At 60.1% G+C, this 13,534-nt stretch carries 8 protein-coding genes; 1 reads left to right on the plus strand and 7 read right to left on the minus strand.

Going from position 1 to position 13,534, the window contains the following annotated elements; genetic code table 11:
* Positions 1–125: 125 nt before the first annotated feature.
* The gene (locus VJ464_02310) at positions 126–2,297 is read left to right on the plus strand and encodes a hypothetical protein (protein ID HKQ03937.1); all 2,172 of its coding nucleotides are present in this window, start codon (positions 126–128) and stop codon (positions 2,295–2,297) included.
* 170 nt (positions 2,298–2,467) lie between these two features.
* On the opposite strand, the gene VJ464_02315 is transcribed toward VJ464_02310, so the two are convergent.
* The 7 genes from VJ464_02315 to VJ464_02345 form a co-directional block, all read right to left on the minus strand.
* A complete protein-coding gene (locus tag VJ464_02315; protein ID HKQ03938.1) occupies positions 2,468–4,126 on the minus strand; it encodes an adenylate/guanylate cyclase domain-containing protein in 1,659 nt (552 codons plus the stop codon).
* A 31-nt stretch (positions 4,127–4,157) separates the two neighbouring features.
* Positions 4,158–4,928: a 3',5'-cyclic-nucleotide phosphodiesterase gene (locus VJ464_02320; GenBank protein ID HKQ03939.1), complete on the minus strand. Its 771-nt coding sequence runs from the start codon at positions 4,926–4,928 to the stop codon at positions 4,158–4,160.
* An 81-nt stretch (positions 4,929–5,009) separates the two neighbouring features.
* Positions 5,010–8,210: an NAD(P)-binding domain-containing protein gene (locus tag VJ464_02325; protein ID HKQ03940.1), complete on the minus strand. Its 3,201-nt coding sequence runs from the start codon at positions 8,208–8,210 to the stop codon at positions 5,010–5,012.
* Between the two features lie 14 nt (positions 8,211–8,224).
* On the minus strand, positions 8,225–10,657 hold the full coding sequence (locus VJ464_02330) for a cyclic nucleotide-binding domain-containing protein (GenBank protein ID HKQ03941.1): 2,433 nt from the start codon (positions 10,655–10,657) through the stop codon (positions 8,225–8,227).
* Positions 10,658–10,924: 267 nt separating this feature from the next.
* Entirely contained in the window at positions 10,925–11,860 is a 936-nt protein-coding gene (locus VJ464_02335; GenBank protein HKQ03942.1) for a hypothetical protein, read from the minus strand.
* Between the two features lie 111 nt (positions 11,861–11,971).
* On the minus strand, positions 11,972–12,976 hold the full coding sequence (locus VJ464_02340; GenBank protein ID HKQ03943.1) for a hypothetical protein: 1,005 nt from the start codon (positions 12,974–12,976) through the stop codon (positions 11,972–11,974).
* Between the two features lie 14 nt (positions 12,977–12,990).
* Positions 12,991–13,524, minus strand: coding sequence for a cytochrome c3 family protein (locus VJ464_02345; GenBank protein HKQ03944.1), 534 nt, complete (start codon positions 13,522–13,524; stop codon positions 12,991–12,993).
* Between the last annotated feature and the right edge of the window lie 10 nt (positions 13,525–13,534).

The following is a 13,534-nucleotide window of genomic DNA, read 5'->3' on the forward strand; positions in this document are numbered from 1 at the left end:
CTATTCAAATACCTGATTGACGCTGTGTGTTATGCGGCGTGAATGGGTAAAGTCGAGCTTAGTTCTAACAATGTGGTTTGTTTACCAACGGCTCTTGTTTTAGGAGCCCTAAAAGGAGGAGCGACATGGCGGACCCTGGACTCGAACAAGTCAATGAGAACATCTCCCTGATGATGTTACACGCGCAGTCACAAATGCAGCCCGAACAGGCAAGCGCCTTCGCGGGTGCGGTAAGTCAGATACAGATGAAATATGAGGACGCGGTGAAAACATTAGCAGACAAAAACGCGTCTGCTGACAAAAAGAAATATGCGAAGGATGTCACGGACGCAATAAACAAGAACTTGCCTAACATGACCAAGGCTGTGTTGTCAGCGGCCTCGGCCTTCAAGTCCGGCGATTACATCAACGGCAGTGCCGCGATCATGGACATTTGCGCCTCCGGGGCGCAGATGCTCGGCAGCTTGTCTGCGGCGGCCGGCCCTTATGGTGCGGTGTTCGGGGCAATCTTCACCATAGTCGGTCAGCTCCTGACCTACTTTGGGCCGAAACAACCCTCTTTGAAGGATCAGATTATAGAGGCGATAAGAGGCATGGACGCAGATAAGAGGCTCCAGCACACCAAGGCGGATGGCGATGCCGTCGAGGAATATACGACTACGATCTACAGGCTGAAATCCTTATTGCCCAAACATCTGAACCTGCCTCTTAAGAAAGAATCGGACCTCTCGGATTTCAGGACATATCTCAAAGATGACCTGATATCAATTAGGGCAGCCTTTGATAAAGTCTCCGCGCTCTATAAAAAGTGGGAGACAGCAGAATGGCTAAAGGACGAGAAAACCCAGGATCTGGAAAAATGGCCGGAGATCTTAGGGGTTTTCTGCCGGACATATTCCGATTCGCTAGTTGCCAATATGGCGCTAGCTTCCATGGCCAACAAGCAGTTGTTGGATCAACGGTTAGAAGATACCTCTAGCAGTAACCCTATCTACGAACAGCACAGGCACGACTTTGACAAAATCAACGATTTGTTGATTGATCTGAGGGCCATCGTGCTCGCACTTCCCGAGGTATGGGACGATGGTAACGACATGATGCGGCAATTTCTTCAGAAGGTCAGGCCGGTAGCTCAGGACCGGGGGCTGTTCGTCATTCTTGGCAACGATCAGAACCTATATGCTGCCACCGGGAGAAAGGGGATTCAGTCTGACACGTGGAAGCCTCTACCGATAGGGTACGGCAATCGTGGTCGCAGGTTCTCAATCACCGTTCCCAAGGAAGATGCGGGCTCACTTAAGCCAGAGTACCACGTCTTTTTTTGTCAGAAATGGATTGCTTCAGACAACGGCGACGTCGAGCACGGAAGGATTAAGCCGTCCTCTCTAGAAATTTCTGGTCAGGGCATGATCACCGGCGATCAGTATTCCGACGTCTGGGCGCTCCCGTCCCCTCGCGGTGGGGGAGCCAGCTTCGTTTACGCCGCACACAATGGTGGGGCCGATGGCAATGTGAAGCTTTTTGAGATGGACGCGAGAAACCAATTGACGGATGGGAACTGGCAGCCTGCTACCAAATCCGGGGTGGTGAATGTTCGAGCTGTAACCCATCCGCCAGCAACATTATCCGATGATCCTGACAAAGATGGGATGCCGCCGGGGTCTTTACTGTTGGGAGGTGTCAACCACTACAATTCCATCGTCTACGGAGCACTTGGCTCTTCATCTGAGATTTACGTTGACCAATCAAACACGCGTTGCTACGTGCCGTCTCCATGGGCGACTTACAGCGGAATAGATGTTGATCCGTACTACCTGTGGGTATTCAGACCGCAGGGTTTCGCGTGTGCCACGCACGCCTCGGTAATAAGCTGCATACTAGGTAAACGTCAGACTCCCAGGTGGATGGAATACTCCCCCACTGAACTCTTGGGAGATCAGTCTAATCAGGGCAACGGAAACTTTTGGTTGGTGAATGGTCAGGAAACAAAGCCTAGGCCTCCTCTGGTAGGGCTGACCTCTTTGTCCCCGTGCCAAGATGGAACCCTTTTCGCCAACATCTTTACACGAACTGTTAGTCGGTATAGCACCGGAGACCATTGGGTATTTGCGGCGACGGATAGTCCTGCCATGTATACTGCGGTTTACAGCATCGATCTTAAAGAAGGGAGGATCAATGTCGATCCCTGGGTGAAAACTGGAGGCCATGGGCCTCAGAGCCAAAAGATGCCGATTCCGTGCTGGTCACTGTTTGAGAGTTTGAACGCAGATCTGCAACAAAAACTGAAGACGCAATAGAAGACGTGAGCAGCTCTAACATTCCTCAAGCTGCGGCAGTAGACTAAAGCGTTAGAGCCTGGGGCGTATGCTCCAGGCTCTAACGCCACCCTTCGCCCAATTCCGATGGCGCCGAGCCGATGTGCTTGGCCAACTCCGAAAAAAGGATACCGCCCGCCGCTCAAACCTCGTCACTTGAGGGGGTCGGTGTGGCGCGTGCGCGTCTGGGCTTCATTCCAGAGAACTTCGAAAATCTGCACCACGTGGGCCTTGCCTTTGACATAGACCTCGCCCGCCGGGCGCACAGGGAAGTCATCGCCGATGATGTCGCGTGTCGAGCGGCTGATGATGATCTGCCCGGCCTGCGCCTGCTTCTCTAGTCTCGCCGCCAGGTTCACGGCATCGCCGATTGCGGTGTAGTCGGTGCGCTCTTCCGAGCCGATGTAGCCGACCGTCACCGTGCCTGTGTTGATGCCGATGCCGATAGCGATGTCCGACATGCCCATTGTTCGCAGGTCGCGGTTGACCGCCGCCATGCGTCGCTGCATGGCGACGGCCGCGGCAACCGCATTGGTCGCCGCGTCGGCGCATTGCAGCGGCACGCCGAACAGCGCCATCAGCCCGTCACCCATATACTTGTCGAGCATGCCGCGATGCTCGAAGACGATGGGCGTCATGTCGGCGAAGTATTCATTCAAGATCTGCACGACTTTGTCCGGCTCAAGGTCTTCGGACATCGTGGTGAAGCCGCGCACGTCGGAAAACAGCATGGTCACACACGAGTTCGTGCCGCCGAGGTTCAAGGCGTCGGGGTTCTTCAATATCTCGTCAACGACATGCGGCGCCATGAAACGCCGATACTTGGCGCGCGCCAGCTCTTCCCTGACCAGTTGCTTGTGCGTGATGGCGTTGTCGACGGCGATTGACGCCTCGGCGGCCACCGCGTTGAGCAGGTCGAGATCGTCTTCGCGCAGGATCTTCATCGGCTCGGTACAGTCAACGTAGATGACGCCGAGCGCCCCGGTCCTGCCGAGCAACGGCGCGCACATGACCGAGCGAATGTTGTGCATGATGATCGACTGCGCCGCCACCAGCCGCTGGTCGAGCGTGGTATCGAGCGAAAGCAGCGAAATGCGCTCCTGCAAGACGCGGTCAACCACGGTGCGGCTGATGCTGATCTCGCCGGCGGTGGCGCGCGCCGGGTTGCGGAACTCGGTGGCGATGCGGTCCAGCCCGCCGCTGTCGGCGTCGCGCAGCAGCACCAGGAAGCGGTCTGCCGGTGTCAGGCGGAAGACCATCTCGCTCACCTTCTTGAAGATCGCGTCGAGCGCGAAGTCGCCGCTGAGCATCTGGTTCAGCTCGTAGAGGCGCGACAAGGTTTCGGCCTTCTTGCGCAGCGTCTCGATATACGTGTAAAGCGATTGCCCGCTCGGATCAGCAGCGCCCAGGGCCGTGCGGTCAAGTTTCGGCACGCTGCCGGCCAGCTCATCCGGCTTGCGCATAAAGACCGTGCCGCCGATGGCCTGGTTCTCGTAATTGATCGAGGTCGTGTCGCCGCCAAGCTTGAACTCGAAGTTGTACTTGCTGATGGTGAACTTGTCACCGTTTGAAAGGGGCTTTTCCTTGACGCGCTGGTCGTTGATCCAGGTGCCGTTGGCGCTTTCGAGGTCAACCAGCGTATAGCCGTTCGCCGTGCGCTTGATGAGGGCATGGGCGCGCGACACCTGGCCATCGTCCAGCACGAGGTCGCTGCGGTCGCCGGCCCGCCCGATGCGGATTTCGGCGCGCGTCAGTTGAAAGTCAAACGATTGATTGGTTCGGGTGTCCGTGACGATCAGTTTTGAGGCCATACTTCTTCTACGATAATAAGAGTGGTTTCGCTTACCATTCGTACACGCGGTCAATTTCGCCGACGCCGACCTTTAGCATTTGCAACTCGCCGAGCTGACGAATCACCTCTTGCCGGTTGGTCGGTTTGATATGGACGGCAAAAACTTCGACGTCGCGGCCGAGCTTGCCCAGCTCAGAAGCCAGCAACTCGGGCGTCAGGTGCTTGGACGCCTCGGCCAGCCAGCCCAGCTCATTCGGGAACGACACATCAACAAAGACGGCGCGCAGGTGCGAGCGCTCTTTCGCCGCCGCCCATAGCTCATCCGTGCAGTAGGTGTCGGAGGTGAACAGCACCGCCGCGTCGTCATCTTCGACAATCAGCCCGGCGTTGGGGACGACATGATTGACCGGGATCGGCGTCACGCGCAGGCCGGCGATCTCGACGGTTTCGTGCGGCACCAGGACGCGAAACTCAATCGTCGGCTGATCGCTCGCGGGCAGCAGGATATTGCGAAAGTCCGGCCATATCTGGTCATTGAAGACATGCTCTTTGAGCGCCTCGACGACCGGCTCCAGCCCATAAATGACCACCGGCCCTTCGAGCACGGTGTAGGCTTCGGCGACATAGATGGGCAGCGAGGCGGTATGATCGCTGTGCGCGTGCGTGATGATCACACAGTGCACCTGGCCCATCTCTTCGGGCTTGAGCGCAAAGCCGAGGCTGCCCGCATCAACCGCCAGGCAGTCATTGATGAGGAACGAGGTCAACGCTTGCAACTGTGACTTGCGTCCGGCGGCGCTCGGCAGTAGCCTGACTTTCAAACGGCTTCTCCTTCATCTCGGGGTGGCGCAGGGCTTTCGCCCGTACATCTTCGCAGGTTTCATGGCAGAATGCCACAGCGCTCAACCGATCTTGATGCCCAGCCCTTCGAGGAACTTCGTCGGCTTCTCGCCGCCGATCAGCGCAAAGATGTAATCGTTCTTCAAGCGTTCTTTCTCCTCGTTCGAGCGCGAATCAACGAGGATGACTTCGTCGGCCTTGATCTCTTTGATGGCCCGCCGAACCAGCATCTTGATCTTGCCGGCATCGATGCAGTCATAGAGGTTCATCTTATTGCCGAGCTTCAAGTCGCCTTTCAGGTCGCTGCGCACCAGCAGGGTCACTTCGTTGTCGCGAGTGAAGGTGATCTGGTCGCCGTCGCGCTTGAATCCCGACAGGTCAACCGCCGCCTCGATGGCCGAGTTGCCAGCGCCGACAATGATACAGCGCTTGCCTTTATAATCGTCCGGGTCAGAGAGTTTGTACTTGACCTTCGAGTCGTCGAAGGCCGGGCGCACCCGCGACGGGAACGGGCTGCCGCACTTGGGGCAGAACTGCTGATTGCCGGTGCGCGACGTGCCGCACTTCGGGCAGTGCTTGGCGACGATGGGTTCTGCCGGCACGGGAATCTTCATCTCTTCGCCGGGGACGCGCAGCTTCTGCGGCGTGCCGCGATTGCCGATGGCCAGGATGACGCGCCGTGCTTTGTAGCTGACGATCTCTTTCTCTTTGCCCTTTTCGCTGGTCACGGTAAAGATGCCGTCGGCGCGCTTGATGTCTTTGCAGCTCTCTTCCTGGTTGATGACCACGCCATTCGACAGCATCGTCTTGGTCCAGCCGTCGAGCATGGATTCCTTCTTATCGCCGACGCCGGGCAGCGGGATGCCGCCTTTGGCATCGACGGTATCGGGCTTGAAGAAGACGTACTTGCCCGCCGGGTAATTGGCGATGGTGGCAACGATCTGATCCTGTTCAAGCGCCACGTAACGCAAGCCGCGTTGCTTGGCAAGCACGGCCGCCGACAGCCCCGCCGGGCCGACGCCGATGATGGCCACGTCGTAATCGGCGTTGCCATTCGCGCCTTCTTTCTTGAGATCCTCGACGACGTAATCGATCACCTGGCCGCCTTCGTTGATGGCGTTCTTGATGAGCGGCACGCCTGACACGTCGCCGACCATGTAGATGCCCTCGACGTTGGTCATCAGCTTCTGATCGCGCGCCGGCACTTTGCGCTTGGCAATCTTCTTATCCGTGTTGATGACGATGCAAGCCTTTGGACTGGTCGGGCACTCAACCGTGCAGGCGGTGTCTTCCATGCACTGGTCGAGCGCGATGGGTGTCGAAACCCCATTGACGATGGCCAGCACATCGTGCGGGCAGGCTTCGACGCAGGCGTGACAGCCGATGCACAGCACAGGGTCAACCACAGGGTGCGGGTAGGCCGGCCCTTCGGCTTTGGCTTTCTCCAGATCAATCGAGCCGGTGCGCGGCAGCGGCACGGTCGGCTGCTTTACGACTGCCGTCGCCGCCGCCAACTGCGACTTGCGCCGCGCCGTGCCATAAGCCATTACCGCCAGCGCGGCAATCGGCACCAGGCCCACGAGCCCCGCCCAGACGTACCACGGCAAGCCGCCGAACTGCCGCGGCGCGCGGGTGTTGATATTGGCCTTGTTCTGGCGCTGGACTTCAGCCGGCCCCGTGCCGGCAAAGACTTTATCTATTACCTTCGGCTGCTGCTCTGCCGGCGGCACCTTGGCGTTCAGCGTTGCCAGATAGGTCTTTAGCTTCTGCGGGTCTTTGCCGCTGTCTGTGACGACGCGAGCCAGGTCGTTCTTCTGCCCGTGCTGAACGTGGCAAGTATTACAATTGACCTGCGCCGTGGTGGCGCTGGTCGCCGCAAAGCTGACGCCGTGACACTTGGCGCACTCGTCTTTCGGCGATCTGAGAAACGCTTCGTCGCCGGTTGCGCCGCGCGTGTGGCAATCGCCGCAGCTCATGCGCCCGGCCATGCGGCCCCATTGATGCAAGGCATGGAACTGGTCGCGCGGTTCGTACTGCGCCCAGGCGTCAGGATAGCCTTTGCGCTTGACCTGATCCGGCGTCAGCTTCCACTGCCACTTGTCGTAGACGACCGGATAGCCCACCTCGCCGCCGTGCGGCACGGGAAGCAAACGGCCCGCGCGCTCGCCGGTTTTGATCGTGTAGTTGCCGTTGTGGCAATTGGCGCAAAGCTGATAAGCCACCAGCCCTGCGTGAATGTCTTTGCCCTGATGCTCTGTGTGACAGCTCGAACAGACCATGCCTTCGCGGTCGTGCGCGTCGTAGATGGTCGGCGCAAAGGCGGCAAGGGGGGGCGAAGCCTGTGTGCGGTGACAATCGATGCACTTATCCTGCATGCCCGTGGTGACGCCGTGACAGTTCGAGCAGGAATTGCTATTCGACTGCATGGCGATGTTGCGCTTGCCGAGATCATTGGGCGCGAACAGGCTGGCGTGGGCCGAAGAAACCGGGCCGGGCGAATAAGCCGACTCGTAGATCAGGAACGCCGCCAGCGACAGCAGCAGGACGGCCGCCGCCCCGACATAGAAGTAGGACTTGCGCCACAGCCGCGCCAGGTCGCGCGTCGGTCGCCAGTTGAACTGGAACTTGCCGAGCCGCTGGCCGCCGCGCGGGTGCAGTAATGTGCGGGCGGCGATCTTGCCGGCTTCGCGCTTGCGGTTCTTCCAGAAGAGGTCGAGCGCCTGTTCGTCCTGCGCCGGCATCACGGCGCGCAGCAGCCCCGTGCCTTCCTGTCGCTTGGTGCCGGCGAAGGTCATGCTTTGCGACCCGGGCTTCGGCGGTCGCTTCATGATGATCGTCGAAACGCCTTCTTCGCTGAGCCCCGGCCCTTGCGCCTGCGGCACGGCCCCGGCCTCCCACTCAGTGGTGGAGTCGACGGCGCGCTCGACGGCCAGCGCCAGAGCGTTCTGCACGTAGTTGACCTGAATCAGGAACGGGCCGATGCGAAACACGTCGCCGTCGGCGAGCGCCGTCTTCTCAACCAGCTCGCCGTTCAGCACGGTGCCGTTGGATTGCGACAGGTTGAACAGCCAGAACTCGCCGCGAATCTCTTTGATGCCGGCGTGGGTGCGCGACACGGCGCGGTGATTCAGCACCAGATCGTTGCTGACCAGCCGCCCGATGGTCAGGCCCTCGCTTTCGAGTACCACATCATCAACCGCGCTGTCCGTGTCGCGGCGTCGGATGAGGAAGCGGTTTTTTGAAGTCTCAATCTTGGCAGCCATATCTTTCATTACCATTACCGCGAGGCGTAATAAATCACCTGAATGATGTGAATGACCATGAGCCCCAGCATCACCGACGTCGTCGCGACGTGCGGCGGCAGCCACCACTTGCAGACGCGGTGCAGGAAGATCAGCGCATCGACGCGGCGCATCGTCACCGCCGCTTCAATCGCCTGCTCCAGCCGGTCGCGGTCTTTTTGATTCTGTAGCTGCTGATATTCGGCGCCGGCGCCGCGCTTCGCCGCGTCAATCACGGCATCGAGCGGCTCGCGCTTCAGAAATTGCCTGAGCAAAAAGCCGAATGAGGTGAAGCGCGGGATGATGCGGTTGCGCACCAATCCGCGCAGCGGTTCGGCGGGCGTTGCGCCGATCTCGGCAAGCTCTTTCTGCAATTCGTCGCGGCGCTGCAAGAGGTCGTCAATCAGCAACGGCGAGCCTTCGATCTTCGTCAAGATTCGCGGCGCTACCTGATAGGCGAGGATGCCGAAGAGGCCGGTCAAGATCACCAGATCGAAGCTGATCATCAGCGCCCAAGTCAGCGGCCCGCCCGCGTCTGTGCCGCCGTGCAGCAAGATCATGATGCCGCCGATGACGCCCAGGTAAAGGTGCGACAGCAGCCAGTACCTGAGCGGCCCCCTGCGCCGCGTGTAAACCTTGCGCCGCATCGGATAGAGCATGACGCCGATGATGCCGAGCAGCCCGACGAGCCCTGTGATCCAGCGCATGTTCAGGAAGCTCACCAGCCGCTCGCCGAGCCCGTAGCGTTGCAGGCCATAAATGGTCCCGGCAGTGAGCAGCACGGTCAGCACGATTCCAAGGATGTGGCTCAATAGGCGCGGCGGGTCCGAGCGATGGATGTTGCGCCCCATCGCATGCGTCCGATCCATCACCATCAAGCCCTGAATGGCGCCGATCTCGTCGAAGTATTGAATCGGGCTGACGCGCGCCAACGCCCCCGTCGGGCAGTTCTCTTCGCAACTGTAAGCCTGCCGCTTGCTGCCTTCGGGGTTGATCGTCGTGTTGTTGCAAAGGTTACATTTGACGGCGACGAGGTCGTCGGTCGCCTCGATGGCCGGCGGCAGCGGGTCTGTGCCGATGCGCATGTAATCTTGCAGCTTGGTGGCAAAGGTGACTTTCTGTTCGCTCGCCTTGTCGCGGCGCGGGATCATCGAGATGGCATTGTACGGGCATTGCGTGGCGCAATCGCCGCAGCCGATACAGGTCGGTTTATTGATGTCAATCTGGCCGTTGCCGAAGCGCCCGATGGCGCCCGTCGGGCAGCCGGTCAGACATTCGGGGTCTTTGCAATGCATACAGACCGCAGGCGACAGAATGCTCTGCACGGCGCGCGGGCGCGGCGCCTCAAGCCGCGTCACCTGTATGCCGCGCCGCAGCAGCCGCGACTGGCCATGAATCTTGTGGCAAGCCAGCGAGCAGTTGCCGCAACGCACGCACAAGTCCATGTCCATCACCAGCAGGTTGGTGCCATCAACGAGGCCCGTATCGATCAACGCCTGCTGCGCGGCGAGCGTCTTGCCGCGCACGGCCGGCTTCGGGCTGACGCGCGCCTGGGTGGCGGGCGGCGCAAGCTCGTCGAGGCCGCGCGCCAGCGCCTCGCGCAGCACGGTGTTCTGGCGCAGCTTGGCGATGGATATTTCCAGCACCTCTGTGCGCCCCATCAGCGTCACCGTCCACGGCCAGGTGGTGTTCTTCAGGATGCCGTCTACGCCGAAGGCGAAGCCGCGCCCGAGATAATCCTCAGTCTTCTGACCGTTGGGATAATTGACGCGCCGCAGCCAGCCGCTCTGAATGATATAGACGCGATCAGCCGCCGCGCCTTCGCGGAAGAGGATGTGGTTCTTCGAGAAGACGCGGAACAGTGACATGTTCTTGAGTTCCTGCACCTGCTCCGGGGTCAGGTTGAGGCGCGTGCGCAGGGCGTCGAGGATGTTGTCGCGCCCGTGGCGGCGGTAGGTCGTATCGAGCGAGTCGGCGAACGACTTGATCTTGCGCAGCAGGCGCAAGGCGGGCCGCTGCACTTCCATGATCTGCGTCGGCTGTTTAGCGGCGGCGCAGACCGTCGCATTGCGCGGCACGCCGGCCAGCACGCTCATCTCGCCGAACTGCTGGCCGGGAGCCAGTTCGCTGACCTTCAAGGGCTGACCGTTCGGCGCATTAATGAAGACATCGGCGTGCGAATTGACGACGATGTAAAACGTGTTGCCGCCCCAGTCGCCGGCACTAATGATCGGCTCGCCCGGCTCGTAGGTCAGCAGACGCACGTAGGGTCCGACCTTCTTGCCATTGTAATTGCGCCCGTAGACCGAGACCTCCAGATCAAGCTCATGCTCGAAGTGGCCCTCGTTGACGGCCAGCAGATCGCGGATCGAAGGCAGCGTCTGAATGGCGTTAAGGACTTCGCGGCGACTCTGATGTTCTCGCGGCATAGACTACCTTTTCATAAAAATGGATTCGTATGAATGATCTTCCAAAGCCTCTGTGGATCGGCTGGTCAGAGAGTATACACCGATTGAGGATGACGGCGGAAGGATGAATCCGCGCATCCTCTCACGAATAACTGAATGGGAATTAAACACGCAGACACGGAGGCACGGAGATACACGCGGAAGCCTCTGTGCTTCCGCGTCTCCGTGCCTCCGTGTTCAACTTTACATTCACGCTTTGCCGAATTGAATGGCTCTGCCGCCCCTCGGCTAGAATGGCACTGACCCCTTATGACACTTGGTGCAAGCGGTTTCGCGCGCCGCAACGTGGCATTGCCAACAGGTCGAATGGTGGCGTTGACCGCGCGCCACGTTGATCTCGGCGATGTCGGCGCGCGCCTGGGCTTCGGGCACCTCGGTCGTCTTGTGGCACTTGCTACAGTCGCCGCTCTTGGCCAGATGCGGCCCGTGGCGGAAGTTGTAAAGCGCCAACGCCGGTCCTGTGCCACGAGTAAACGCCAGCGCCTGGTCTTTCTTGACGTGACAGGTGCCGCAATCGCCGAGGGTCTTGCTGACCTGCCCGACCTGCGTCGTCTGATTCGCCTGGTGCGCGTGACAGGCATAGCATTCGGGGTGATGCGGGAAGGCGGCGACGACCTTCGCCTGATCGAAGCTGTGGCACTTGTCGCAGGCCGGCGCGCCGGGGCTGTCGGCCATCTGGCCCTTCATCTTGTCGGCGTCGCCGTGCTGACGGTGCGAGAAAGCCTTGAGGCCGAACTCCGATTGTTTCTTCGGGAACTCGATGAGCGTGCCCTTGGCGTCCACAGGCGTCGTGTGACAGACCTCGCACATGCGGGATTGCCGGTTAGTAGAATCCTTCTGGTGACATTCCATACAGGCCGGGTGGCTCGGAAATATGGGCGTCGCGTTGTTGTCTTTGCGCTGATGGCAAAAGGCGCAATCCTTGGTCCTGGTCTGATGCTCCTTGCGGTTATGGTCGAAGGGCGAGACCTTTTCGATCACCTTCGAGTCAACAATATCGAAGGGCGACTGGCTGACAGGCTGAGCCGGGGCCGCGGCGTTGGCGTTGTCGGGCGGCTTGTTGAGGTTCTGTTTCGTGCTGCGACATGCCGCGAGGCTGACGAACAGCGTCAGGGCGAGCATCGCGACGACGAGCTTGAGCAGTTTTGCGGTGTCGTTTTTCATTCTCAAAAAGTCTACCGAGTCTGCCGAATCTGTAGCGCAATCTGTTAGATTGCGCGAGCCCGTACGCAAGCTAACCGCCTTGCGCTATACCCGATTGAAATCCGCTCTAGGTTACGGTCGCTTGCCCAGCTTGTTCAAATCCTGCGCGCTCAGCCGGTCGGGCAGGCCCGGCTTCCTCGCCTGGTGGCATTGATTACAATAGCCGGCCTGTGGCAAGGTGATCTGGCTGAGCGCCGTCGTTTCGCTGATCGGGCTGTGACAGTCCGAGCAAAGATAATCGTGCGCCACGGGCGGCGTCCAGGGCTTCTTCTTCGGGCGGATATCGATGTCGTGATCGATGTAGTGCCGGAACTTTTTGATTGACCCGAACAGCTCGACGCGGGCCGCCCCCGCCTCGCCTTCGATCAGCCCGTGACAGCCCTTGCAATCGTTTTCATAAGGAAAGCGGTTGATCTCGCTCAACGCCCGCAGCTTCGTCGAAGAGCCGCCGTGACAGACGAAGCAGGTCGGGTGGTCCATCTCTGTGCGCATGTCTTTGGCATCGTCGGAAGCATTGCGGATCGGCGCATGGCAACTGGTGCAGAGCGGGCGCGAGCCGACGCTGAACTGCGCCCCGCCGGCAACAGGCCGAAGCTGAATGTCAGAGCGGACGGGCTGCTGGTGCGCTTTGTGGCCGAAGATGTCTTCGAACTCGGTAAAGCGCTTCATCTCCGGGCTGGTGAAGTCTGTGCGCAAAGATTCGGGGCTCGCCGCCGTACGCCCGGGCATATGGCAGATGCCGCAGAAACGATTCGAGCCGGCGACGCCGTACTTGAAGAATTCCGCCGCGAAGTTCTGGTGACAGCCGACGCAGGCGGTGTGCGGGAAGTCTTTCGCCACCGGGCGGTCGCTCTGCGTGGCGTCTCGTTTAGCGCCGAGGTGACAGCTCGCGCAATTGACGGTGCGGTGCTTCTCCTGTTTGTGCGGAAAGCGCGGCGGCCCCGCCGGGCGCGCGCCGCGCTGAGGCTCGGGCAACCGGGATTCATCGGCGCGCGAAGGCCGCGACCCGATAAACGCCGTAAGCACCAGCAGACAGCCGAGCACGAGCACGCTACTTTTAATCCCCGCTCTCGCCAATGGCTCCTCCTTGATTACTGACTACGGACCGCGCGCGGCACCCCGGTTCCCGGCTCATGGCATTCGGTACAGGCGACGGGCGCTTTGCAACGGCTATCGGCCTGCGCGTTGGTCGCCTGATGACAGCCGATGCAAAGTTCGTGGAAGACGCGCTTGTTATACATCTCGTCGCCTTCGTGATTGCGCGGGTTGGCCGGCGTGCTTTCGGTGCGGTGGCACGAGTCGCACTTCCACAGCGTCGGCGCATCGCTCACCTCGTTGCGCCGGTGGTGACAGCCGATGCACTCGGCGCCCTTCGCGGTCGTATGGACGAACTCCGAATCGGGATTGATGTACTTCTCGTGCGTCTTGTGCGCGAAGCAGACTTTGCCCTGAACGCCCTTGAGGTCGAGCGTGATGACGTGATTGGCCGCGTCGCCGCACTTGCCGGCCTTGTCGCAAGCCGGCTTCATGGCATTGTCCTGCGCGGGCGCGGACCGAACCACGAACGCCGCCGGCGCGGCCATCAGCAGCAAGTAGGCGATCAAGGTTGCCAGCTTCAGCTTCATTCGCTCTCCA

Source organism: Blastocatellia bacterium, from assembly GCA_035275065.1.
In the GTDB taxonomy this organism is placed as follows: domain Bacteria; phylum Acidobacteriota; class Blastocatellia; order UBA7656; family UBA7656; genus DATENM01.

Coding starts and splice junctions, on each gene's coding strand:
- VJ464_02345 (HKQ03944.1), bottom strand. CDS start 13,524: ATGAAGCTGAAGCTGGCAACCTTGATCGCCTACTTGCTGCTGATGGCC.
- VJ464_02330 (HKQ03941.1), bottom strand. CDS start 10,657: ATGCCGCGAGAACATCAGAGTCGCCGCGAAGTCCTTAACGCCATTCAG.
- VJ464_02315 (HKQ03938.1), bottom strand. CDS start 4,126: ATGGCCTCAAAACTGATCGTCACGGACACCCGAACCAATCAATCGTTT.
- VJ464_02310 (HKQ03937.1), top strand. CDS start 126: ATGGCGGACCCTGGACTCGAACAAGTCAATGAGAACATCTCCCTGATG.
- VJ464_02325 (HKQ03940.1), bottom strand. CDS start 8,210: ATGGCTGCCAAGATTGAGACTTCAAAAAACCGCTTCCTCATCCGACGC.
- VJ464_02335 (HKQ03942.1), bottom strand. CDS start 11,860: ATGAAAAACGACACCGCAAAACTGCTCAAGCTCGTCGTCGCGATGCTC.